Here is a 23,161-nt window from a genome sequence, read left to right as displayed (position 1 = left end):
CGTAGGGCATCGCTTCTACGATTGCGATTTAGACAACGACAACGACGACGAAGGTTGCGGTTGGCTCGTTACTTTGGCGATCGGGCAAGGTCAGGACAAGACCTATCCGGTCTGATCGAACTGCTGTTCGTCGTCGGCCTGCTGCTCTGGTTCTGGAGGTCTCAGACCGCGTCGCCGCGCCGGGGCGAGGAGCGGGACCAAGGCAAGGACCACCGGCCGCCACCCGGCGACGGCGCGGCGCCCCCGCCCCAGACCTGAGCCCAAGTCCCCTGCACCGACGATGCCGCTGCGGGGGCTCGGCGACTCAGCCTTTGCCCCCGAAGGCGTCAATGGCCGCGCGCAATTCGGGGTGGGTTTGCGCGTACTGCTCGATACCGACCCCCGCGACGATCGCCTCCCAGGCCTGGCGCAGACTCGCCGCACCGCCGGTCGGCCCCATCGGATGACCGAAGACCCCGCGCCCGGGGATGAAGCCGAAGTCGACACTGCCGACCCGCCGGTAGACCCCTTCCAGCGTCCCGGCCCAGTCGCTTCCACCGGGGATCGGGAGACTGCGGGCGATCGGCCCCATGGGGGCAAGGCAGGCGGCGACCCCGTCCAGGACCTCCGCCTCCTCCATCCCCATGCGCGCCCCAAAGCCGGGCATGACGATCGCATCCAGTCCGGCCAGCCGTTGGAGCTTGATCAGTACCCGCGTGTGAATCCCATAACCCGGCACGCGGCTCAGCGCGGCGATCATGGGAAAGTGCCCGATCAGGGGCACGCGCGCGTGCCCGCTCAACATCCGCACGGCACTCAGGCCCACCGGCAGGGCGTTGATCAGGAGCATGTTCGCGCCGTTCGCCACCGCCAGGTCGTGAAGCGCGAGCAGCCGATCCACCTCGTCGGTGATGTTGGCCATGTATCCCTTGGCCACTCCCGTCACCGCCTCGGCTCGCCGCCGCGCCTCCCCCAGCAGGGCCGAACGACGGTCCAGGGGACACCAGGGAGCATCCGCCAGCATCTCATCGTCCTTGGCCACGTCGAGCCCACCCAGCCAACCCTGATAGCCCAGTTCGGCGAAGGGCTCGGGCGCGAGTCCGATGTTGGGCTTGATAACGCCAAAGAAGATGGGACGGCCGTGGACGCCGAGCAGGTCGCGGATACCATCGAGGCCGAAGCGAGGACCGGAGAAGGAGCTTAGAAAGCCGTCCGGCATCCGCAAATCCAAGAGCTTGATCAGCGGTATGCCCGGCACGAAAAACACCCCTTCACCGGCCACCGCCGACAGCAGGTTGGGGATGCGCGGGCCGAAGTTCCCGTGCGGATGGGCGATGGTGACGCGACAGGCAGAGACCGCGCCTGATCCGGCCGCGGCACTTACAGAGGCCGTCGGGTAACTCGGGGCGGAGCGCTGACCCTCCACATGCAGATCAAGGACCTTTGCGCCGAAACGGGGGCGATAATCCTCGTCGACGCCGATGCGGTGCCACTGCGCGGTCGATTGCTCGCTGCACAGGTGGGCGGCGGCGGCGCGTGGGTCCCCGTAGCACTCGAAGGCGTAGTCGAGTTCGATATAGTCCGCCGGGTCCAGGTCCGCGCGGCGGGCAAAAAAGCCTGGCAGGTCCGCCGGGGTCATTGGCCGAGTAACTGCAGGTGGACCTGACGCTCTGCCCGCGGGCCATCCAGTTCCACGAAAAAGACCGATTGCCAAGCACCCAGCAGGAGTTTACCGTCCGCGAAGGGGACGGATTCAGTGGCGTTCATCAGTAGTCCCATCAGGTGCGAATGGGCGTTGTCCCGGCCGTCGACCGGCGCGCGGTTGTGCCGATAGTCGCCGTCGCGCTCGACCAACCGCATCAGGAAATCCAGCATATCCAGCTGCAACTGCGGCTCGCGCTCGTTGAGATTGATATGGGCCGTGGTGTGGGGGGACATCAAGGTCAATACGCCATCGCGCAGCCCGCACGACTGAAACAGGCGATCCACGTCGGCCGAAATATCGATCAACGCGATTGCGTCGACGGTCGCGAGCCTGAGCGTGCGGGTAATGACCTTCATGCTATTCGGCCGCGGCGGCGTCCAAGACCCGTTCGACGATCAGTTGGAACCAGGGTGTGAAGAGGTGCGGGGACTTCACCAACCCCCGCCTCACGGCACCCACCGGGGTCCAGCGCCAGGCGCCGACCTCGGCCGGATCGGGGCGCGGATCATCCATATAGCGCCCACGAAATACATGCAGATACTCGTGTTCTATCAGTCCGGACTCCGGGTCCTCCGCCCGATAGACCAGTTGCATCTGCTCGGACAGGGGGGTCTGGAACCCGAGTTCCTCCCCCAAACGGCGGACCGCGGCCTTGGCGGTCGGCTCACCGGGGCGCGGATGCCCGCAGCAACTGTTCGACCAGCGCCCGGCGAAGTGATACTTGGCATCCGCGCGCCGCTGCAGGAGCACGTCGCCCTTCGCATTGAAGATAAAAATGGAGAAGGCCCGATGCAGTTGACCAAGGCGGTGCACGTCGAGTTTGTCCCCATCTCCCTGCGGATTGTCATCGGCATCGACCAAGATCACGCGCTCCAAGGCGTCTTGCTGCCCGGCAAACCCGTGGCCTTCACTTATCCCATGCCGGACGATCGCTGCCTTCAAGTTGTCATCTCCAAAACGGCGTAGTAACCGGGCGAGCGCATTGACAAGGGAAACCGCTTCACAAAAAAAGACCGGAGCCCTGCGATAAGGCGCTCCGGCTCACAATTCGTCTGCGCTAAGACCCTCCAGCGCGGCACGTCGGCCCGATCGTCGCCGAGCCTGACCGAGCCGTCCCGCGAGTCTCGTCCGCTACTTCTTGATCACCGCCGCGGGGACCGGGGCTGCCACAGGAGCCGCGGCCTTGACTACGGCTACCCGGACCGGACGCGAGATCGGCGCCTTGGCATAAGCAGTGTCGAGCCAGTTGAAGTTAGCGGTGCTGAGCAGAATCAGGTGGATCAGCAGCGCGAGCACTGCCAAGGAGCCAAAGAGCGCTATCAAGGAACGACGCGGATCGAAGATCAGCCAGATCTTATGCATGTTCAATCTCCAGTGGGTTAAAGGGGTCGGACGGAGAACCAGGCTTTACAGCCAGGGGCGCCAAGCCCAAACCAGGATGTGAGCAACCACCGCGACACCAACAAAGGCCGTCATGCTCGAGGAGAAAAACCCGTGAAACTCCTTCGCCTCGTCTTCCGTCAGCCCCGAAAGGCCAAAGCTCTTGTTTTCAGCCATTTGAATTACACTCCAGATATGACATTGGCCGTAACGGCCGTTTCCGCGCACGAAGCGCGACCTAGGTTGCCGTGGCCGACGGCCACGACGACTTCTTACCGCTCCACACCGCCGAAATCCCAGCGGTCCAGAGCACGCCAGCCCGATCGGCCAGCCCCTGCCCCTGCGTTCTCGGGGCCTTCGCCGGGGATTGGCTCCCCGGCGATCTACATCTTACAACAATACGGAGTCTACATCACCCCTGCCGCTGTCACTGATTGAGCAGTCACCCTGGCCTCGGTCGCCACACCGTCAACAACGTCGGCCTGATCCGCCGCCGGCGCGACCGCTTCCGGGGCCGGCCCGGGTGCCGCCGCCGGGTCGTTCAACGGGCCCAGCTCCGGGTAGTCCTTGAGCATCGGGGCCGCTAACAGGGGCTTGTTGACGCCCTGATGGCAGGTTACGCAAGAGATCCGCATGGGATCACCCAGGGGACCCTTGCGCGAGGCCGGCAGGATGGGGCTGAGCGGCATGATGAATGCCTTGTTGGCCTCGCGCACCATCCGGATGGCGTACCAAGCCTTCACCCGCTGCGGCGAACTCTGCGCCCAGTCCGCGAACTGGCGGCTGTTATGGCAGTGGTTGCAGCCGACTCCCAGCGACTTGGAGATGTACATCATCAGGGCATAGGTACCTTCGCCCTTCATGGTGTTTACCGTCTTCGGCTCGACCGGGGCCACCGCGTTTGTCGGGGTGATCGCGATCACTGTCTCCTTATCGAAATAGGTGGTCAGCGGATCGTACGGCAGCGAGGAGAAGGCCGGGATCGGCGACAGCCGGTTCTGGAGACCGACATAGCCGCTGGCCCGCGGCTTCTCGCCGGGGTTCGTCGTCCAGACATACTGCGGGATCGCGTTGCCGCGATGGCAGGTGTAACAGGTCACCCCGCTGGGAGCCACATGCGCGCCCCAGGACCGGTTGGCACGCTGGGTCATCTGGAGCATCGAGCGCGACACCACCTTCTGGTACTTGGTGTCGGCCTCCATCACCGCGATGTCGTGGCAGTAGACGCAGCCCTGGCCGTCCACCCACTGATCCTTCGGCACCACCCACTCGGTGATGGCCAGCATCAGCCGGGTAAACTCCGTGATCGGCACATCACCCAGGACCTGCAGGTTCTTGTACACCGACCCGGCGGTCACCGCGACCGGCACCGCGGCCGGCTGCGGTGTCGGCGCTACATTCGCCGCGACCTGGGCCGCAAGAATCCGTGGATTGACGAAGGCGTTCTGTCCGACCCCACGGTAACCCAACTGCGTGCTCTGCGGGGGCGGACGCTCGCACCCCCCGGCGACCACCAGGGCCAAGCCGACGGCTGCCAGGGGCAGCGCCTTATGGGTTGAAAAAAAAGTCGTTCTCATTACAGTGCTCCCGGGAGTGAGGCTGGATCGGGAACCGGCACGCCGACGACTGGATAGGGCGGAACCAGCCCGTGCTTGATGCCCCACAGATACCAGTTGTCCACCACCGTGCCCGTCAACAGGATACCGATACCGCCCGTGATCACGACCAACACCGCGAACCAGTAGGCCCAGCGATGGATGGACTCCATCGAGGCGTTGAAGCCCATGGTCCATCTCCAGAACAACGCCGCACGCTCCGCGGCCGTACCGCGATCCACGATCTGATCGATCTCGCGATCACCACCGTAGCGGCTCACCGACAGGATCGTCGCACCGTGCATGGCGAACAGCAGGGCCGCGCCATACAGGAAGGCGATCGAGAGCATGTGGAACGGGTTGTAGTACAGATTGCCGTAGGCAATGGAAAAGGCCGCGGTCCAGTCCAGATGCGGGAAGATGCCGAACGGCGGTGCCTCGGACCAGGAACCCATCATCAAGGGGCGGATGAAGCCGATGACCAGATAGAGCCAGATCGCCGCCGCGAAGGCCCACGCCATATGCGTGCCGACCCCCAGGGCGATGGCGCGCCGGTAGGTGCGCACCCACCAGAGCAGGATCGACGTGGTGAGGAAGAACCCCGCGATCAGCCACCAGCCGCCCTTTGCCAGGGGAGGAATGTGCAACCCATACTCGGGGGCCGGGGGCTCCAGCGCCAACCAGAAGAACTGCTGGGCGAACTTGATAGGACTCCAGCCCACCGAAGCGGCCATGTTCCAGCCGATGATCTCGATGGCGACGAAGCCGAAGATCACCGCGAAAACCCCGCTGGTACCCAAATAGATAGGTCCGATCTGCGCATCGCCGATCTTACCCACCCAGTAGTTGAAGAACGGCTTGCCGATCCGGTCACGGTGGCCCTGATCATGGGGAACCCCAGGATAGGCCGGTGAGCGCACCTGCACCGTCGTAAAGATGTTTTGGTATTCAGCCATAGTGGTACTCCAGGATCAGCCGAAGATCGGAAGGTTGGGCCACCAGGTCCACCATTCCGGCCAGCCGCGGGTCCAGAAGGGACCGCTGATGATGATACACACGGCACTCCAGAAGGCGGCAGACAGGGCCAGGAACAGGCCCAGCCGATGGATGGCCAGGGCGCCGATAGAGTAGCCGACATCATCCCGGAAGAAGGTGTTCTCGTGCTCGGACGTCTTCACCTCCTCACCCTTCGGCGGATTGACCACCGACAGAATCAGCGACCCGTGCATGGACAGCGCCAAGGCGTTGGTGAAGAAGAAGGCGATGGCGAGCATGTGTGCCGGGTTGTAATGGAAGTGAAGGAACTGGTATCCCGTATTCGACACCCAGTCCAGGTGACTGAGAATGCCGTACGGGAAGCCGTGGCCCCAAGCCCCCAATAAGAACGGCCGAATCACCACCAGGGAGAGGTAGGCGAAAATTGCAACGCTGAAGGCGACAGGCACATGGTATCCGATACCCAGCTTGCGACAAATCTCCACCTCGCGGAGCGCCCAAGAGCCGAAGGCGCCGATGGCGCACATGGTGATGATCTGCCACAGACCCCCTTCCGCCATCGGCGCCATCCCGAGCCCGTAGCTCAGGTCCGGCGGCGCGATGCTGATCTGCCACAGATTCCAGGTCGGCCCCATGGCCGCCCCCCAAACAATCAATAGGGTACCTAAAACGGCGCAAAAAATCCCGGTGACGCCAAAGAAGCCGACATAGATCGGCCCCGCCCAGAAGTCAAAGAGATCTCCGCCGATCAGCGTTCCCCCACGAACGCGATATTTTCTCTCAAAACTCAGCATGGCCATGGTTCAACCCTCTAGTCAGGAGTTGCCGTTGCGACAACATCCCCGCGGTGCCCGGAGCGGACGGGAGATAGTGCATCAATCCCCCGTCCGCCGCCCTTGGCGATGGACGCTACTTCGCCGGTGCCGGGACCACGACCGCAGCGGGAGCCGCCACAACCGGGGCCTTCGCCGCAGCCGGGGCAGCAGCAGGGGCCGGGGCAGCAGCAGGGGCCTTCGCCGCGGCCGGGGCAGCAGCCGGGGCCTTCGCCGCGGCCGGGACAGCAGCCGGGGCCTTCGCCGCAGCCGGGGCTGCGACCGCAGCCTTCGGCGCGACGGGCGCCCTGACCACGACCGGACGCGAAACCGGCGGGACGGCATAGGCGGTGTCGAGCCAGTTGAAGTTGGCGGTGCTGAGCAGGATCAAGTGGATCAGCAGGGCGAGGACGCCCAGGAAGCCGAACAGCGCGATCAGGGTACGGCGCGGATCGAAGATCTTCCAAACCTTGTACAGGTCTGCTTGGACGGATGCGGTCATTGGTTAGCTCCTAATACGGTTGAATTGACGTTGACGGTCTTTGGACTACAGCCAGGGGCGCCAGGCCCAGGCCAGGATATGGGCAAATAGCGCGACGCCGACAAAGGCGCCCATGCTCGACGCGAAGAAGCCATGAAATTCCTTCGCTTCGTCATCAGAGAGTCCACTCTGACTCTTGGTGTTTTCGGCCATGGAAATTACCTCCAGATCATGAAAATGGCCTTGCGGCCGTTAACGCGCGTCGCCGCGCGAATCAATGAGGTGCGGCGCACGACGTCGCATCTCGCTACTTGCCCGGGGTCAGCCAAGCAACCAAGTCCCATCACTGGACGTCACAGAAAGGCGAACGGCAGAACTCGATGGGTCACCGCTCGCGCCTCCGCGATCAGGGGCAGGCGTGCGTCGCCGACCGGCGGCCAAGGCCGCCACCGGCTCGGCAATAGCCGCGCCAGCGGGGTGATGATCAAGAAAACCACAAAGATGACCCAGAAGAGCAAGCGGTACTGCCGACGCTCCTGCATGCAGAGTGCGGGGGCGTGGTTGAGAGCGGTCATCATGGCGACTCCTGTGCGGTTTCGCACGACTTACGTATTTGATTGATGCACCTTTCGCCTGCACGGCGACGGGAGCCCGCGGGTCGGCATCGGCAATGCCACGCAAATTCGATTGCGGACCGTTCATGCGGTCAGGTCCTCCAGCACCCGGCCCTGGATGCGGCGCAGCCGTTCCAGGGTCACTGCCGACTCCCCGGCCTTGCGCGCTGCCTGCTCGGCCGCATCACGCAAGCGCTTCGCGGCGGAGATGCGCACCAGGATCGGCTGACTCTCCAGGTCCGCATCCAAGGCCGCCTTGGCCTCGTCGGTCCAGCCCAATTCCTCATAAACGCGGGCCGGCGTCGGATCGACACGATCGAGATCCGAGCCCAACGGCAGGATATGGAACAGGGCGTCGAAAAGGCCGTTGCAGACCTCTTGCACCAGATAGGCGGCGCCGCTATAGCCCATGAAGGGCGTGCCGGTGTGGCGGCGGATGATGGTCCCCGGGAAGGACGCCGGGATATAGGCGGCCCGGGCCCCGATCTCGGCCAGGTACATCCGCTCATTGTAGCTGCCGAAGAGGATCAGCGGGGTCTGTTCCTGCACCTGCCGACGCACCGTATCATTGTCCGGCTTGACCCCGGGGCGACGGGCGACCGCGAAGTTGCAAGGCAGGCCCAGTTCATCGGCCAGATAGTGCCGCAGACCGCGGCTGTAGGTCTCAGTGGCGACCACGCCAAAGCTCGCGGTGCCGAAAAAGTCCTGGGTCACCGAGCGCCACAGGTCCCAGATCGGGGCGAGCGTCGTGCGCTTTTCCGCGGCGATAAAGGGCTCCGGGTCGAGCCCCAACAACTCACCCAGGCTATGCAGAAAACGGGTGGTGTTGTGCAGGCCGATGGGGGCTTGCAGGTAGGGCTTATCCAAGGCCTCGCACAACAGGCGGCCGAACTCCCGGTACATACAGACCGTGGCATCCGCGTCGCGCAGGTGCTCAATTTGCGACAGACTGCACCCCAAAGGAAAGACCAGGTTGATCTCGGCGCCGATACCCTCGATCAGGCGACGGACCTCCGCCAGATCTGACCACATGTTGAAGGTGCCGTACATGGGGCCGACGATATTGACCCGCGGCTTGGCGCCGGACCTGCGCACCTTGAGGCCGCCCTTGGACTTGGCACTCGCCGGTCCGCCGTACTGGGTCCACAACCAGAACAGGGCACGGTCCGCACTCTGCCATTGATCTTCATCGATCGTGCGCGGCAGAAAACGCTGGATGTTGGTGCCGTTGGGGGTGACGCCGCCGCCGATCATCTCGGCGATGGAGCCGGTCACCACCACCGTCGGGCGGTCAGGGTCCAGGGTCCCATGGGCGCGACGCAACGCGGCCTCGGTGCCCTTTTGGCCCAACTCCTCTTCCCCAAGACCGGTCACTACGACCGGCAGGGCGTGTGGCGGCAGGCCGTCCGTGTAGTGTAGGACCGCAGTGACCGGCAGGTTTTCACACCCGACCGGGCCGTCGATGATGACCTGAAGCCCATCGACGGCGCAGAAGGCGTAGACCGCCCCCCAGTAGCCGCCGGCCCGATCGAGGTCCTGAATCAGCATGATGCCAGGTCCTCTGTCCCAATCGCGGCACCGATCCCAGCCGCGTCCCCGGAGCCACCGGGAACAGGCGCACTCAGGGCTGCGGCGCCAAAGAAGGCGTCCATGGCCGCGAAGCGCGGGCGACTCGCCATGGCGGCGTTGATCACCTGCGCCAGCGAGCCGGCTCCAGCCGGTCCGATCAGGGGACGCGCGGAGATCAGGTTGGTGAAATAGAGTGCGGGGGTCGCGGCCTCCTTGGCCTGTTGCACCACCGGCGTGGTCCCGACTACCAACTCGGGGGCAAACTCGGCCATGGCCTCCAAGTCTTGCTCCAGGGTCGCGCGATATTGAACGCGCACGCCCTTCGACTCCAGCCAATCGCAGTCTTGCATTGACCATTGAGTCCGCCCGCAGGCCGTGCCCACGTAGCGCAGATCGGCGCCGCTCTCGACCAACAGGCGGCCGACCAACAACTCGGACCCCTCATACCCTGAGAGGGTGATGCGGCCCTTGATCGGGGACCCGGCGAGGGCCTGTTTGATCGCCGGCAGCCAGCGGTTCTTGGCGCTGTCGAGGTTGGCCGCGCTCACGTTGCAGGCGGCGGCGATGCCTTCCAACCAGACCGCGGTACCCTCGTATCCGACCGGGGCCGAGCCGACGACCGGCCGCCCGGCAACCGCAAATTCGTTGCAGACACCCGTGTACTGGGGATGGATGGCGGCGGCGGCGACCCCGGCCAGCGCGCCATAGAGCTCACGCCACTCGCGCGTCGGGACCACCGGGCCGGCGGCCAATCCGAGGGGCTCCAGCAACATGCCCAGGGTCACCGGATCGACCGGGAACATCTCACCGATCAGGGCCACGGTCGGGCGCGTCGAACGCGCGCCGCGGGGTGCCTGCACCGGACCCAGTTCGGCCTCCTGCCGCGCCCGGCGCAGCATGGCGGCGGACAGCACGTCCTTGGCCTCGGCATGAGTCGCCACGCCGAATCCGGGGACGTCGATACCGATGATGCGCACCCCGTTGATCGACTCGGGCAGCAGCCGCAACGGCACCCCGGAGGCACTGGGGACGCACAGGTTGATGATGACCACTGCGTCGTAGCGCTCCGGGTCGGCAAGCCGGTAAGCGGCCTCACGGACGTCCTCGAAGAGCTTGCCGGTGACCAGGGTTTCCGAGTCGAAAGGGACATAGCCGACACTGCGCCGCGCCCCGTAGAAATGCGAGGTGAAGGTCAGACCATAGGCACAGCAGGCCGAGCCGACCAGCACGCTGGCCGTGCGCCGCATCCGCAAGGCGACACGCAGTGAACCAAAAGCGGGGCACATGCTCTGGGGCTGGTCATGGGCACCGACCATCCGGGCCTTGGACGGAGCCTTGACGGCGCCACGGCTGCCGATCGACACCGCTCCCCCTTCCTGGGACCGCAGGCCGCCAAAACCCTCCGGCGCCCCCACGGGGCGATCGGATTCGGCGGTTCCAGCGGACTTGATCAGGGTTTGGGTCATTATGTGATTTCGGTCTCGGCGCCTGGAGTTGCGGGCTCTTCAGTGCGTGTTGGTCGAATCTCTCAGGCGTCGTCGTAGATGACTTCAAGGGACGGTTTGGGCGCGTAGGCCTTGCCGCGCATGTCCTCGATCGTGGCCGGCTCCAAGACCACATGGCGACCGACGTCGTCGGCCTTGAACAGGTCGAGCAGGCCTTCCGGGCTCAGCGGTGTGGGGCGCTGGGGAATCGATTGCTCGACGTTGAGGGCGAGGGCCTCAAACAGGGGACCCCAGGTACTGCCGGGGGCGCCGACGATCTGGTAGCTCGCACTCTTACGACGGATCTCTTCGTTGGCGGGGATGCAGCCGAGCACCGGAATACCGACGGCCTGGGCGAAGGCCTGGGCCTCGCCGGTGCCGTCGTCCTTGTTGATGACCATACCGGCCACGCCGACATTGCCGCCCAAGTTGCGGAAATAGTCCACGGCGCTGCACACATTATTGGCGACATAGAGCGATTGCAGGTCATTGGAGCCGACCACGATGACCTTTTGGCAGAGGTCGCGGGCAATCGGCAGGCCGAAGCCCCCGCAGACCACATCACCCAGGAAGTCGAGCAGGACATAGTCGAAGTCCCACTCGTGGAAGCCCAGGCTATCGAGCAACTCAAAACCGTGAATGATGCCCCGCCCGCCGCAGCCGCGGCCGACCTCCGGTCCGCCCAACTCCATGGCGTAGACGCCGTCACGCTTGAAGCAGACGTCACCGATGCGCACCGGCTCCCCGGCCGCCTTCTTTTTGCTGGAGGTTTCGATGATGGTGGGGCAGGCACGCCCGCCGAAGAGGAGCGTCGTGGTGTCGCTCTTGGGGTCGCAACCGATCAGCAGGACCTTCTTACCCTGTTGGGCCATCATGTAGGAGAGATTGGCAAGGGTGAAGCTCTTGCCGATCCCGCCCTTGCCGTAGATCGCGATGATCTGCGTCCGGCGGCCAGTCAGGGGAGTCGGCGCGGCCACGGAGCTACCCTGCTGGGGCCGACCCGAGCCGCTCTGGCCCTCGCCAAGGTCACGCTGGGCGAGCACCGGGCTGGTCTGGCCGGTCGGAATGGTCATGCGTCTGGCCTCCAGTCGAGGATCATCTTGAGGCAACGGGGATCGCCGAAGGCGGTCGGATAGGCCAGCGCCGCCGCCGCGGCCGGGTGGCGGTGGGTGATGAGACCATCGAACGACAAGGCCCCGGACTCGGCCAGCCCCTTGGCCTCGCGCAGGTCGGGCTCCTTGAACTCCGCTGCCACCCGCAGCCGCGGCTCGCGCTTGAAGGCCGGGGGAAACAGGAATGACAGAGGCTCACTATAGAAGCCCGCCAGCACGATCTCCCCCTGCGGCGCCAGCCGGGCGATCAGCCGATCGAGCAGGCTCGCGTCGCCGCTCACGTCATAGATGGCGCGGTAGTCCTGACGCGCATCGGCGTCGGGATGGCACACACAATAGCCGACGGCACCGTCGGCGCGATCCGTATCGGTCTCCCAGACGACCGGCGGCTCGCCGCCCAGCGCCAGGGTGAGACGTGCGATCAGGCGCCCGAGGACCCCATGTCCGACGATGAGTTGGGGCAGTTGCGCCGGGGACGCCGCGACGGCGTGGTAGGCGGTCGCGGCCAAGGCCAGCAGCACGCCCCGCTCGGCCAAGGCCGCCGCGATCGGCACGACGCGCGCCCCCGGGACCACGATGCGCGCCGCGGCTCCGCCGAAGAGCCCGCGCACCGGACCGTAGCAGTTGGCGCCCGGCACGAACACGGTCGCACCCTCCTGGAGGCCGGAGCGAGCGCCCGCGATGGCGACCCGACCCACCGACTCGTATCCCGGGACCAGGGGATAGCCCATCCCCGGGAAGCTGGGCATGCGTCCGGTCCAGAGCAGGCGCTCGGTGCCCGTGCTGATGCCGCTCCAGTCGATATCGACCACCACGTCCTCCGGGCCTGGAGGCGTGAGTTCGAGCCGCTCGAGGCGCAATTGCCCGGGCTGCGCGAAGACCACGGCGGTGGTTGTGATATTCACTCGGGTGCTCGGTCGTCTCTGGCGATTCGGGGGGACGCGGGGGCGGCCAAAAAGGCGGCCCGCGAAACTTGTGTCAGTCTAGCCTTACTGCATCGGATGTCAACCAGTATTGACACTCGAATCCTCAGGTACGGGCGACCAGGCGGCGGGGCAGCAGGGGACGACGCCTGGGGACCTCGCGCACCGTCGCGAAGCCGCTCCGGCGCAGCATCGCGGTGAACTCTGCGCTGGTGCGCGCACGCCCGCGGCCCTATGGCCAGGACCATCGGAGCCCAACGGCATCATCACGCGGCAAGCCGCGCGAGTTCCTCCGGCAGGATCCGCCGGGACTCGGCCGCAATCAGCGCCTGGAGGGCGGGCGCCCCGGGACAGGCGGGAACGGCGTCGGTCGCACTGGCGACGAGATCCTTGAGCCGCCGCACGGCACCCTCGATACCCAACTCCTGGACCGCATTCGGGCGCCCCAGCGAACTGTCGCGCCCCAGCGGCTTGCCCATCTCACGGCTGGAGGCCATCGCATCACCCAAGTCGTCCGCCACCTGATAGGCCTCGCCCAAACGCTCGCCGACCAGACGCCAGGACTCGGTCGGGGCCCCGACGGACTCGGCCCCGGCCACGGTGGCGGCGACGAACAGCGACCCGGTCTTGGCGCGGTGGTAATCCTCCAGCACGACCTCGGACTCACACTCCCAGGCCTGTCCGGCACAGATGCCGACCGGGGCGCCGGTGCAGCGCGCGATCGTGGCCATGACCCGGCTGACGTTGCCCGGCGCCGCGATGATCCGGCGCGCGACAATCTCGAAGGCGAGTACGATCAGGGCATCGCCAGCCAGCACCGCGAGTCGCTCCCCGTAGGCACAGTGGACCGATGGCCGGCCACGCCGCAGGGTGGAGTCGTCGAAACAGGGCAGGTCGTCATGCACCAGCGAGGCGCAGTGCAGGAGCTCGATCGCCGCCGCGGCGGCATCCGTGGTTTCCGGGTCGCTGTTGCCGCAGGCCCAGGCGACCGCCAGACACAGGCGCGGGCGGATCCGTGCCCCACCGGGAAATACCGAGTACCTCAAGGCCTGGGCGAAGCCGGGCGGACACCCCGGCCCCTGGGCGGAGACGATAGCCGCTTCCAGTGCCTGCTCGATACGCTGCGTCGGTTCCATGGTAGGCCCTCTCGTGGACGGATTCGGAGTCATCTGTATTTGTCGGTTGACATTTGCATGTGTCAGGTAAGATAGACATTTGCTCCCACCCAGTCAATCCACTTTCCCGCCAATCTGCGGATGCGGCGGGCACTGCTCCCCGCCCTCAGCTCCCCGCCCTCACCACGGTCCTGCGTGACACCGGGCAGGGCGCGGCGGCCGCGACCCTGCGCGGTCGGGCCGCGCCGGTGTCGGCAGGGAAGGGACGGCTGCCAGGCCGCGTCGCCTGAGCCGCAAACACCGTTGACGCTTGCACGCGAAGCCGTTACCCTTATGTTTTGACCAAGATTAAGTGGCTATGAGTCGATTTGTTGACTTCTTGGTGCGTCTGCCCTTTGCAGACGTGGCCTCTGCGGAGCTTCCGTTGCTCCGAATCCTGCGCCTGTCGCTGTTTCAGGTCGCTGTGGGCATGGCGATGGTCCTCCTGTACGGCACCCTTAATCGCGTCATGGTCGTCGAACTCCACGTATCCACCTGGCTGGTATCCTTGATGGTCGCCTTGCCGCTGGTGTTCGCACCGTTGCGGGCACTGATCGGGCATCGCTCCGACTATCATCACTCGGCGTTCGGGTGGCGTCGCGTGCCGTACATCGCGCTAGGCAGTATGCTGCAGTACGGCGGCTTCGCCATCATGCCCTACTCGATCCTGATTTTGTCCGACCCGGCCAACAAGATGCTCATCGTTGGACAAGTCGCGGCCGCCGTGTCGTTTTTGATGGTGGGTGCCGGCATGCATACGGTACAGACCGCGGGCCTGGCGCTGGCGACGGACTTGGCGCCCGTCGCCAAGCGCCCGCGCGTGGTCGCCTTGCTCTATGCGGCGCTGTTACTCTCGATGGTCGGCGCGGCCCTGCTGTTCGGGCATTTGCTCGAGAATTTCTCGCACCAGAGACTGGTCGAGGTCGTCCACGGCGCGGCCCTGGCATCGATCCTTCTCTGTCTGGCCGCGGCCTGGAAACAGGAGGCCATCGATCTCAAGCGGGCGGTGGCCGACATCCCGCGCCCGCCGTTCCGCGAAACCTGGCAGGCTTTCCTCAGCGGCGGCCTCGCCAGTCGGCTGCTGATCGCCGTCGGACTCGGCACCGCCGCCTTCAGCATGCAGGAGATACTGCTTGAGCCCTATGGCGCGCAGGTCCTCGGCTTGACGGTGGCACAGACGACGTCGCTGACCGCATTGTTGGCGGGTGGCGGCTTGACTGCCTTTCTGCTGTCGGCTTACCTATTGAGCCACGGCGGCGACTCGTTCCGTATTGCCGCCGCCGGCGCGCTGATCGGTATCCCCGGCTTCGGCCTCGTCATCTTCGCCGCCACCGTCGATTCGCCCCTGGTATTTCGGATCGGTACCGGACTGCTCGGACTGGGCACCGGCCTGTTTAGCGTGGGTACCCTGACCGCGGCCATGGGGCTGGCGGAGACGGGCCACGCCGGTCTGGCGCTGGGCGCCTGGGGGGCAGTGCAAGCGACCTGCCAAGGTGTCGCGATTGCTTTGGGCGGTTCGATGCGCGACCTGTTCAGCGGCTGGATGGCCGGAGGATCGCTGATCGCTCCCTCGCTCGCTTATCGACTGGTCTATGGCATCGAGATTGCGCTGCTGTTCGCGGCACTGGTGGCGATTGCGCCGCTGGCCCTGCGTAGACAGCGCGATCAGCCCCGGGGGCCATCGCAATTCGGACTTGATCAGCTACCCTAGCCTTGGCGCTCGGGGCGATCCGCGGCAACGCCGCGGATCGCCCCCCGCGGGGTCCTCAGGCCTTGTCACCCTCAGATCCCGCCAGTGGCGAACATGCGCGCCAACGACACGCTCAGGCGGCAGCCCCAACCCGACGAAGCCGCCGGGCTCTCAGGCCTCGGCGTCAGCGCCGGGGCATGCGGTAGGGCAGCAAATGCTGGACCCAGCGCGAGCGAAAACGGTCCAGCGACAGGCTCTCATGCACGGCGGTAACCGGCCGGTCCAGCAGGTGTGACGCGATTACTGAGCGCGAGTAGAATGGCGTGTCTTCCAACGTCTTGACAATCCTCGGCGGATGGCCCGCATCGGCTTGGCTGCTGCGCGCAACTTGCCAGATCGGTGTGCGCGGCAAGCGGTGGTTCGGCGGCGACTCGAATTCGCTTAAGGTGCCGTCGGCTGCGAACCGCAAGGCCAGCGATAGCGGCCCGTCGCTGCGGCGGTCGACGTGATAAAGGATCGCACTCTCCTCCCCCATACTCGCCCGCGACCAGTCCCAGTAAGCGAAGGCATCTTCGAGTGGCTCGGTGCCCCAGTTGCGATCGAAATAGGCGTGACCGCTCCAACTCAGGTCTGGCCGGGACAGTTCGACCTCGACGCGGGCGCTCGGTGCGATCGGGCGCCACTGATGGCGTCCGTTACTATCGAGGGTGAAGGCCCGCTCATTGACGAACAGCGGCGTCACGCGGACCCGGCCGCGCACCCGCTGCGGCAGTGGCGTGCCGATTTCGTCAATATCGATGGTCAGCGTGCTATCGGCGTTCCAACGCAGAGCACTCGGCCCGATGGTCAGCGCGGCGGCTTCCTGGATCACCGCCTTCGACCGCCGCTCAGTCATGGTCCAACGCCGATGTGTGCCGTAGAGACAGACATTCAGTGAGCAATAGTCGTGCGGATTGTCCAGGCCGCGACGGCGGCCTCTGAAATAATACGGCGAAAACACGCTGCCGACGAATGCGATCAGCGTCAACCCGTGGCGGCCGTCGTCGCTCAGCGCATCGACATACCACCAGGCATAGCCCCGGGGACCGACGCTCACACCGAAGTCAGGTCCTGCAGCACGGCCTCCGCGGCCAAGCGACCGGAGATCGCCGCCATCGGCATCCCCGGACCCGGATGCACGCTCCCCCCCACCAGATAGAGCCCCGGCACCCGGCTGCGCGCCCCCGACCGGCTGAATGGCCCCCGCCATCCGTGTGAGGCCCGCCCGTACAGGGAGCCCCCCGTCGCCGGGAACATCCGGTTGAACTGCATCGGTGTAGTGACGACCGCGCTCTCCGGCTGCCACGCCAGGTTCAGGCCGCAACGTGCCAGCAGTTTGACTGTATTCTCCTCGCATGTAGTGATCTCCACGGAATCAAAAGGCTTCTGGTCGCCGCGCGGCGGCGCATTCACCAGACACAGCAGCCGCTCGCGGCCATCGACTGAAAGGTTGCCAAGATCATCGCGATCCTGCGCGCAGATGTAGACGGTCGCCTCGTCGGGCAGGCGACCGCGCTTGAAGATGGCGTCGAATTCGGCCGCATAGTTGCGGCAGAAGAAGACGTTGTGCCGCACCAGCGGTAACCCCGTGGTCCGCGTATACAGGTTCCAGGTCACCGCCGACAACGAGCGCGACGCAACCGGCGTCGCACGCGCCGCGCGCTTGACATTCGGACCGAATAACCCGGCCGCGAGGGTGGCCACATCAGCATTGCAGACGATACCGTCAGCTTCAAGGCATTCTCCGTTGCTCAGTTGAACGCTGCGCGCCCGCCCCCGGCTGACGTCGATCTCACACACGTCAATCCCGTAGCGAAACCTGACGCCGCGCGCGGCGGCCAAGGCTGCCAGCGCTTGCGGTAAACGGTAGGTGCCGCCGTCAATCATCCAGACACCGGCTAACTCCACATGGGCCACGATACCGAGCGTTGGCGGGGCCTGGAACGGTGATGAGCCCACATAAGTCGCGTAGCGGCCGAACAACTGGCGCAGACGTGGATCGGGAAAGTAGCGGCCGAGATCGCGCCAGAGCGTCGAGTAGGGTCTAAGCCTGGCGACATTGAAGAGTCCGGAGTCCAGCACCAGCGACAGCGGGGTCGGATTGGCCCGGTGGATAAACGCCTGCTCAAGGGTCCGGTACATGTCGCTTGCACGCGCGCAGAACGCGCGAAAGAGCAGCGCCTGTTTGACGCCCGCAAAGCGGCCGATGGCGTCGGCAGAGCACTCGGCATCGGCGTACAGGTCCAGCCGCTCATCCTCGCTCCACGCGTGCCGTGCAAGGATGTCGGCGCGGCGTAACGTCACATGCGCGTCCAGGGAGGTGCCGGCATAGGCAAACAGCTCCTCGAACACGGGCCGCATCGTGACCACGGTCGGTCCGGCATCCATCGCCGCCGCTCCAACCATGACTTGGCGAATCTTGCCCCCAGGGTATACGGTGCGTTCAACCAGTGTGACATCCAACCCGCGCGTCGCCAAGCGCAACGCCGCGGCCAATCCGCCGATCCCAGCCCCGATGACGACAATGCGTTTCTCAGACATCGCTTCGGCATTCCCCTTGTGGCCCCTCAATGGCGGCCGCGGTACGTCTGAGTCGGGTTGAGCAGTTCCAACCGGTCGAGCTATCGTAGGCCGGGCGGGGTAAAGGGTCTGAGTCCAGCCTCACTGCGACGCCTTATTAGTCCCCAGCGAGATCCGCGAGCACGGTGGCGGCCGCGATACCGCCCGAGATGGCCGCCATTGGTATACCGGCCCCCGGGTGGACGGTCCCGCCCGCCAAGTACAGGCCGGGGATGCGGGTCTTGGCACCGGGGCGGTCAAACGATGCGCGCCAACCATGGGAGGCCCGCCCGAATACGGCACCGCCGGAGGCCGGGTAGCTCCGCTCAAAATGCGCGGGCGTCGTGATCACGGCCTCACAGGTTTGCTCCAGGGTCAGGCCGCAGTGCTCCAGCAGGCCAAAGACCCGCGCTTCGCACCGGCGAATGTCACTGTCGGCAATGGTTTGGGTGTCGCCCCGGGCTGGCGCGTTGACCACCAACAGTAGCCGCTCGGGACCTTGGGGAGCGGCAGCGTCGGGATTGCCCCGATCCTGCGCGCAAATGTAGACGGTCGGGTCCGACGGCAGCCGCAGCTCATCGAACACGGCATGAAACTCCTGCGCGTAGTCCGGCGGGAAAAAAACGTTATGGTACTGAAGCGGGAAGCCCTGCGGCTTGGCCACAAGATTCCATGTGACCACCGAATGAGAGCGTTTGCCGACAGCGACCGGCGGGATCGCACGGCTCACCTGCCGGCCCATCAACCCGGCCCCGATGGCCGCCGCGTCACCGTTAAACACGACCACATCGGCGTCAAGATGCTCACCGCTGGCAAGCCGCACGCCGGCCACCCGCCCGCCGCGCACGAGGATTTCGGCGGCCGGCTCGCGATACCGGAACGTCACGCCATGCTGCGCACCAAGCACGGCCAGCGCCTCCGGCAAGCGGTGAATTCCCCCCTCAATAGCATGCACGCCACGGCTTTCGACATCCGCGATCAGCATCAGCGTGGCTGGCGAAAGATATGGCGACGAGCCGACATAAGTCGCATAGCGTCCGAACAACTGGCGCAGACGCTGGTCTTTGAAAAAACCACCTAGGGCGCTCCACAGCGACGTGAGTGCCTTGATCTGCATCAGCTCGCCGAGATCACTCACACCAAAACGGCCGAAGATCGAGATCGGGGTCGGCCGCGGCGAGAGCATGAACGGGCCCTCCAGCGCGCTGAATACCCGCTTGGCATGTTGGGCAAACCGGAGAAAACCCGCGGCCTCCGCCGCGCCCGCGAACTCACCGATGGCCTGCGCCGAACGTTCATGGTCGGTGTATAGGTCCAGCCGCTGATCCGGGCCCCAAGCATGGCGGGCAAGCACCACGGCGCGGTGCAACACGACGTGCTCGCGAAACGCCGCACCGGCCTCGGCGAAGATCTTCTCGAACACCCAGGGCATGGTCAGGACGGTGGGGCCGGTGTAGTAGCTGCGCTCGCCGCTATGCTGCTCGCGGAGCTTTCCGCCGCAGTGCGTACCGCGCTCCACCAGCGTCACGTTGAGTCCTTGGACCGCCAGCTTGAGCGCGGCGGTCAGGCCGCCCATACCGGCCCCAATGATGACGACTCGTTTCTTACCCATTGGCCCGCCTTGTCAGGTTACTACGCCGCCCAGTACAGAGCGTCTAAATTTAGAATCTGGATTCTGAACTTTCCAGTTTACAGGGTTTGCACCAGCTTGGGCAACTGGTAAGCTAGCCGGGATACCTGATCGCAGGTCCGCGGGTAGGCCCGCACCGCCCATCGTTATTCTTACGGCGGCCGTCATTGTGAGCTTCCGCTCCCGCCTTTATCCAGGAGGGGCGGCGGGGGTGGCGATCGGTGGATGTTTGCGGGCGCGCCCCACGATCGGCACTAGGGCCAGCGAAAACGCCTGCCCCCAGGCGCCGGGCCCTGGGCCACGCCGGAACTGTCATCGTTCAGTTCCCCTTCGCTCGCGGCTCGACTCAGCCGCGCAAGGCGCCGACTTTCTTGCCCCCTTGCTGGGGAGGGTTGAGGTGGGTGGGTTGAACCTGATCCGGAACACCAACACCTGATTATTGCATGGTTTGCACCAACTTGAGCGAATCGTTAGTATTGGAAGGGTTTCGCGCCCGCTTTAAGAGCGAGCTCGCAGCATGCCGCCGACTCATCGTGAGCGCGCGGGTCAAACGCCTGAACATCATTTAAGTCAATGAGGGTCACCACATGAACTACGCGGGGAGACGAACTTGGCCGGACAAATCCAAGTCCTGGGAATACCTTGGGGCCGCCGAAAGCATCGAAGATTTCGCCTTGCGCTTCGCTACCGATTGCAGCCTCGACGCCAATACCGAGTTTGTGGTGATCGAAAAGGCGGGGGCGGAATCCGACATCCAGTTTTTCAAGGTCTCGCGCGTGGCGCCCTATGCCTTGATGCCGGCTGAACCGCGGGTCGAGGGTGCGCCATCGGCTGGGCAGGCGCCCCCCCCGCAACTCACGAGCAGTCACGACATACGCAAGACACTGCTGGCGAACGCTCGGTTTTACCTCAAGGTCTGTTTTACCGCCGTCGCTTTCTTCGTGTCCGCCGCGTGGTTGATGCACATTTTCGGCTTAACCAAGTAAGCACGTCCGCCGCCGGAGGTGCGCCAAGCCCCGACCCGCGACACATTACTATCCATCCGGTGATGTGGGTTTATCAGCGCAGATACCGGGCAAGATCCCGCACGCCCCGGCGCGCCGCCGACAGCGGGCGCTCCCGGGGTGCAACGGATACCAGGCGACTCCGGTCCCGCCCCCGCTATTCGCTGGTTACTGGCGGTTGTGTCTCTGGGCGTCGCGCCCACCCCTTCGGTGTCCACGGTGCCCCCACCCAGAGGATGCGCCACTGATCCGCCAGGGTGGTTTCCATCGCGAAGAAGCGGTGGATGACCGGGTCAGGCAGGAGATAGAACCGCTCCATGAGCTTGCGCCTCTGGGCATCATGGAAAAAGCCGAACATCAGCCGATTCAGGAAGGCGAAAAAGACCGCCTGGACACGCATGCGGCGAACGAGTCCCCGCCACTGCGGCCCAAAAACCTGTTCGATCGGCACCTGCGAGAGATGCTCGGCGAGACGGATCGCCGCGGCAAACGAGTAACCGGTACCGGGATTGAACCAGCCACCGGTGTACCCACCTTGAATCGGACCGCGGGCTTGCGGATTAAACACGTTACGCGAGGGCATCGGCAGCACGCCGACCTCGGTACGCAAGACCCGCTCGATGTCCAACCCCATGGCGGCGGCATCGGCGATGAGCGGGGCGCGTAACGCGTCGGCGTCGATCTCGGGACTATTGGAAAAGTAGGTGTCCTCGACAAGCACACGATCTGGTGCGAACGGTAGCACATACAGGAAGCGGAAGCCGTTCCTTTGGGTGCAGCGTGTGTCCATCAGGATCGGTGCAGTGATCGGCGCCGGGCGGCGCAGCTTGCACTCCAGGCCCACGAACTTCTGGTAGCCGCCACCGCTTGCGCCCGTGCGACTTTCCGGCCCACGGGCATCAATCACCAGGCGGCCGCGCAGCACCGTTCCGTCTTCCAGGGTGGCGGACGTTGCGTCGCTCGCCCGGACCCTGACACCGGTGCGGATCCGGATGTTCGGGTTGTCGACTTCCGCCTGCCTGAGCAGTCGCTCAAGGTGCTCAGAGCTCAATGAGCTGTAGGTGCCGCCGACCCAGCGCGACGACTGATGGAAATACAGTTGATACCCCGGCCAGGTGTATTCGGCCACCGGCGCGGCCCACGACCTGGCCGCGACCGGCAGATCCAGCGCCTGAAACGACCAAATGTGATTACCGCCCAGGGACTGGTCCTGCTCCAGCATGAGCACGGTCGCGGTGGGGTTGCGCTTGGCCAACGCCAACAGGATCAGCGCATTCTGTAATCCCCCGCCAATGAGCAGATAATCGGCGGCGCTTTGCTCGTAAAGCCGTGATGTCATCGGGTGTACCTGTGGTCTTCGTAAAGGGATCGCCGCCGCGCGGTCCGCGGGGCAATGCGCCCGCACCGCGACGGGGGCGTCGCAGACATCGCCGGCCTGCGCGGCGCGGCGCGGCGATCGGCGATATCCGTGTCATGGTAGCATACGCACCGTCCGTTTCTCACCGCTGCGGCGACCCACGGTTAGCTTGCTCGCGCTTGACGGAGGTCAAGGCTGGCGATCCCCGTTTCGCCTGAACTGGCCGGTGGCCAGGGTCCGGGGTTCCGGGTTGCGGCTGGCACAACGACAGGATCGGTTTCCCCGCATTGGGGGAGGTCGAGCGATCGAGGTCATTTGAAGAGAGTAAATTGTCAACTATGAAACGCCGCATTTTCCTTCGAAACGTCGGACTCGCGACATTGGCTGGAACAGCCGCGGGCGCTGCTGGCCTCGCTGCCATTCAGCCGCGGCGAACGATCCTGCCGTTCGCCGCCGCGGACAACGATGCGCTGCCGGAGCGCCCCGTCGTTGCGAAGCGGGTCCTGGTGGTCGGCGGCGGTCTGGCCGGCATCGCCGCAGCGTATGAATTACTGAAGCGCGGATTCGCTGTGATCTTGGTCGAGCGGGCGAGCCAACTCGGCGGTCGGCTGACCGGGTGGGAGGTGCAGGTCGAGGGCGAAACCATGGCCATGGAGCACGGCTTTCACGGCTTTTTCAACCAATATTATAACCTAAAGGGACTGCTCGCCGAGGCCGGACTGCTGAAACACCTGAAGCCGGTGCGCGATTACCCGATCCTCTTCAAGGACAAACCGATGGAGAGCTTCACCAATACCACGACCCTTTTTCCGTTCAACCTGCTCGCGGTCGTCGGCCAGGCCAAGTCCGTCTCCCTGCTGGATTTCTACCCGCCCTCCGACGCGCTGTATGAATTGATGCGCTACCAGCCGGAACGGACATTTCGTGAGTTCGACGGCGTCGACTTCAAGAGCTTTTGCCAGAATATCAACCGGCCCATGGTCGATACGATCATCGAACCCTTCGCGCATACCTCCTTCAATCAGTTCCATCAGTATTCGACCGCTGAAGGTATCCGTTTTTTTCATTTTTTCTACCT

23 protein-coding genes are annotated in these 23,161 nt (G+C 65.0%); 3 read left to right on the top strand and 20 right to left on the bottom strand.

Annotated features, from left to right (window positions below):
* Positions 1-304 precede the first annotated feature (304 nt).
* From QZY48_RS22235 to QZY48_RS22160, 16 genes are all read right to left on the bottom strand, one after another.
* Complete coding sequence (locus tag QZY48_RS22235; RefSeq protein ID WP_295435246.1) at positions 305-1,618, bottom strand: RuBisCO large subunit C-terminal-like domain-containing protein; 1,314 nt, start codon at positions 1,616-1,618, stop codon at positions 305-307.
* Positions 1,615-2,040, bottom strand: a complete 426-nt coding sequence (locus QZY48_RS22230; RefSeq protein ID WP_295435244.1) for a secondary thiamine-phosphate synthase enzyme YjbQ — start codon at positions 2,038-2,040, stop codon at positions 1,615-1,617. The genes QZY48_RS22235 and QZY48_RS22230 overlap by 4 nt, the downstream gene beginning before the upstream one ends.
* Before the next feature lies 1 nt (position 2,041).
* Complete coding sequence (idi, locus tag QZY48_RS22225) at positions 2,042-2,626, bottom strand: isopentenyl-diphosphate Delta-isomerase (RefSeq protein WP_295435242.1); 585 nt, start codon at positions 2,624-2,626, stop codon at positions 2,042-2,044.
* A 189-nt stretch (positions 2,627-2,815) separates the two neighbouring features.
* Positions 2,816-3,046, bottom strand: a complete 231-nt coding sequence (gene pufA, locus QZY48_RS22220) for a light-harvesting antenna LH1, alpha subunit (RefSeq protein WP_295435240.1) — start codon at positions 3,044-3,046, stop codon at positions 2,816-2,818.
* A 45-nt stretch (positions 3,047-3,091) separates the two neighbouring features.
* Entirely contained in the window at positions 3,092-3,241 is a 150-nt protein-coding gene (pufB, locus tag QZY48_RS22215; RefSeq protein ID WP_100923008.1) for a light-harvesting antenna LH1, beta subunit, read from the bottom strand.
* A gap of 230 nt (positions 3,242-3,471) precedes the next feature.
* Entirely contained in the window at positions 3,472-4,641 is a 1,170-nt protein-coding gene (gene pufC, locus QZY48_RS22210; protein ID WP_295435239.1) for a photosynthetic reaction center cytochrome PufC, read from the bottom strand.
* Positions 4,641-5,615, bottom strand: a complete 975-nt coding sequence (pufM, locus tag QZY48_RS22205) for a photosynthetic reaction center subunit M (RefSeq protein ID WP_295435237.1) — start codon at positions 5,613-5,615, stop codon at positions 4,641-4,643. Before pufM ends, pufC begins: the two co-directional genes overlap by 1 nt.
* A gap of 15 nt (positions 5,616-5,630) precedes the next feature.
* Positions 5,631-6,455: a photosynthetic reaction center subunit L gene (gene pufL, locus QZY48_RS22200; RefSeq protein WP_100923005.1), complete on the bottom strand. Its 825-nt coding sequence runs from the start codon at positions 6,453-6,455 to the stop codon at positions 5,631-5,633.
* 109 nt (positions 6,456-6,564) lie between these two features.
* Positions 6,565-6,969: a light-harvesting antenna LH1, alpha subunit gene (pufA, locus tag QZY48_RS34950; RefSeq protein WP_366929750.1), complete on the bottom strand. Its 405-nt coding sequence runs from the start codon at positions 6,967-6,969 to the stop codon at positions 6,565-6,567.
* Between the two features lie 45 nt (positions 6,970-7,014).
* Positions 7,015-7,161 carry a light-harvesting antenna LH1, beta subunit gene (gene pufB / locus QZY48_RS22190; RefSeq protein ID WP_100923004.1) on the bottom strand — a complete coding sequence of 49 codons (147 nt, stop codon included), beginning with the start codon at positions 7,159-7,161 and terminating at the stop codon, positions 7,015-7,017.
* A gap of 140 nt (positions 7,162-7,301) precedes the next feature.
* Positions 7,302-7,523 (bottom strand): hypothetical protein, encoded by a 222-nt coding sequence (locus QZY48_RS22185; RefSeq protein WP_295435233.1) that lies wholly within the window; start codon positions 7,521-7,523, stop codon positions 7,302-7,304.
* 123 nt (positions 7,524-7,646) lie between these two features.
* Entirely contained in the window at positions 7,647-9,110 is a 1,464-nt protein-coding gene (gene bchZ, locus QZY48_RS22180) for a chlorophyllide a reductase subunit Z (protein WP_295435232.1), read from the bottom strand.
* Positions 9,104-10,447 (bottom strand): chlorophyllide a reductase subunit Y, encoded by a 1,344-nt coding sequence (gene bchY, locus QZY48_RS22175; RefSeq protein ID WP_295435248.1) that lies wholly within the window; start codon positions 10,445-10,447, stop codon positions 9,104-9,106. The genes bchZ and bchY overlap by 7 nt, the downstream gene beginning before the upstream one ends.
* Before the next feature lie 212 nt (positions 10,448-10,659).
* On the bottom strand, positions 10,660-11,688 hold the full coding sequence (locus QZY48_RS22170; RefSeq protein ID WP_295435230.1) for a chlorophyllide a reductase iron protein subunit X: 1,029 nt from the start codon (positions 11,686-11,688) through the stop codon (positions 10,660-10,662).
* On the bottom strand, positions 11,685-12,632 hold the full coding sequence (gene bchC / locus QZY48_RS22165) for a chlorophyll synthesis pathway protein BchC (protein ID WP_295435228.1): 948 nt from the start codon (positions 12,630-12,632) through the stop codon (positions 11,685-11,687). The genes QZY48_RS22170 and bchC overlap by 4 nt, the downstream gene beginning before the upstream one ends.
* 284 nt (positions 12,633-12,916) lie before the next feature.
* Positions 12,917-13,786 (bottom strand): polyprenyl synthetase family protein, encoded by an 870-nt coding sequence (locus QZY48_RS22160; protein WP_295435227.1) that lies wholly within the window; start codon positions 13,784-13,786, stop codon positions 12,917-12,919.
* Between the two features lie 337 nt (positions 13,787-14,123).
* On the opposite strand from QZY48_RS22160, the gene QZY48_RS22155 reads away from it, so the two are divergent.
* Positions 14,124-15,515, top strand: a complete 1,392-nt coding sequence (locus tag QZY48_RS22155) for a BCD family MFS transporter (protein WP_295435225.1) — start codon at positions 14,124-14,126, stop codon at positions 15,513-15,515.
* Positions 15,516-15,678: 163 nt separating this feature from the next.
* Here the strand turns inward: QZY48_RS22155 and QZY48_RS22150 are convergent, their stop codons facing one another.
* From QZY48_RS22150 to crtD (QZY48_RS22140), 3 genes are all read right to left on the bottom strand, one after another.
* Positions 15,679-16,590 carry a carotenoid 1,2-hydratase gene (locus tag QZY48_RS22150; protein WP_295435223.1) on the bottom strand — a complete coding sequence of 304 codons (912 nt, stop codon included), beginning with the start codon at positions 16,588-16,590 and terminating at the stop codon, positions 15,679-15,681.
* Positions 16,587-18,074, bottom strand: coding sequence for a 1-hydroxycarotenoid 3,4-desaturase CrtD (gene crtD / locus QZY48_RS22145; RefSeq protein ID WP_295435221.1), 1,488 nt, complete (start codon positions 18,072-18,074; stop codon positions 16,587-16,589). The genes QZY48_RS22150 and crtD (QZY48_RS22145) overlap by 4 nt, the downstream gene beginning before the upstream one ends.
* Before the next feature lie 136 nt (positions 18,075-18,210).
* Positions 18,211-19,704 (bottom strand): 1-hydroxycarotenoid 3,4-desaturase CrtD, encoded by a 1,494-nt coding sequence (gene crtD / locus QZY48_RS22140; RefSeq protein ID WP_295435219.1) that lies wholly within the window; start codon positions 19,702-19,704, stop codon positions 18,211-18,213.
* 605 nt (positions 19,705-20,309) lie between these two features.
* Here crtD (QZY48_RS22140) and QZY48_RS22135 point away from each other — a divergent pair.
* Positions 20,310-20,708 (top strand): hypothetical protein, encoded by a 399-nt coding sequence (locus QZY48_RS22135; protein ID WP_295435217.1) that lies wholly within the window; start codon positions 20,310-20,312, stop codon positions 20,706-20,708.
* Between the two features lie 175 nt (positions 20,709-20,883).
* Here the strand turns inward: QZY48_RS22135 and crtY are convergent, their stop codons facing one another.
* The gene (gene crtY / locus QZY48_RS22130) at positions 20,884-22,065 is read right to left on the bottom strand and encodes a lycopene beta-cyclase CrtY (RefSeq protein WP_295435215.1); all 1,182 of its coding nucleotides are present in this window, start codon (positions 22,063-22,065) and stop codon (positions 20,884-20,886) included.
* Positions 22,066-22,421: 356 nt separating this feature from the next.
* On the opposite strand from crtY, the gene QZY48_RS22125 reads away from it, so the two are divergent.
* Positions 22,422-23,161: FAD-dependent oxidoreductase (locus tag QZY48_RS22125; RefSeq protein ID WP_295435213.1), on the top strand; the 740-nt coding region annotated here is incomplete at its 3' end.

Source organism: uncultured Thiodictyon sp., assembly GCF_903828115.1.
Taxonomy (GTDB): Bacteria; Pseudomonadota; Gammaproteobacteria; order Chromatiales; family Chromatiaceae; genus Thiodictyon.
Note: the sequence above shows the minus strand (reverse complement) of the source record. Positions and strands in the feature narration are given on the sequence as shown.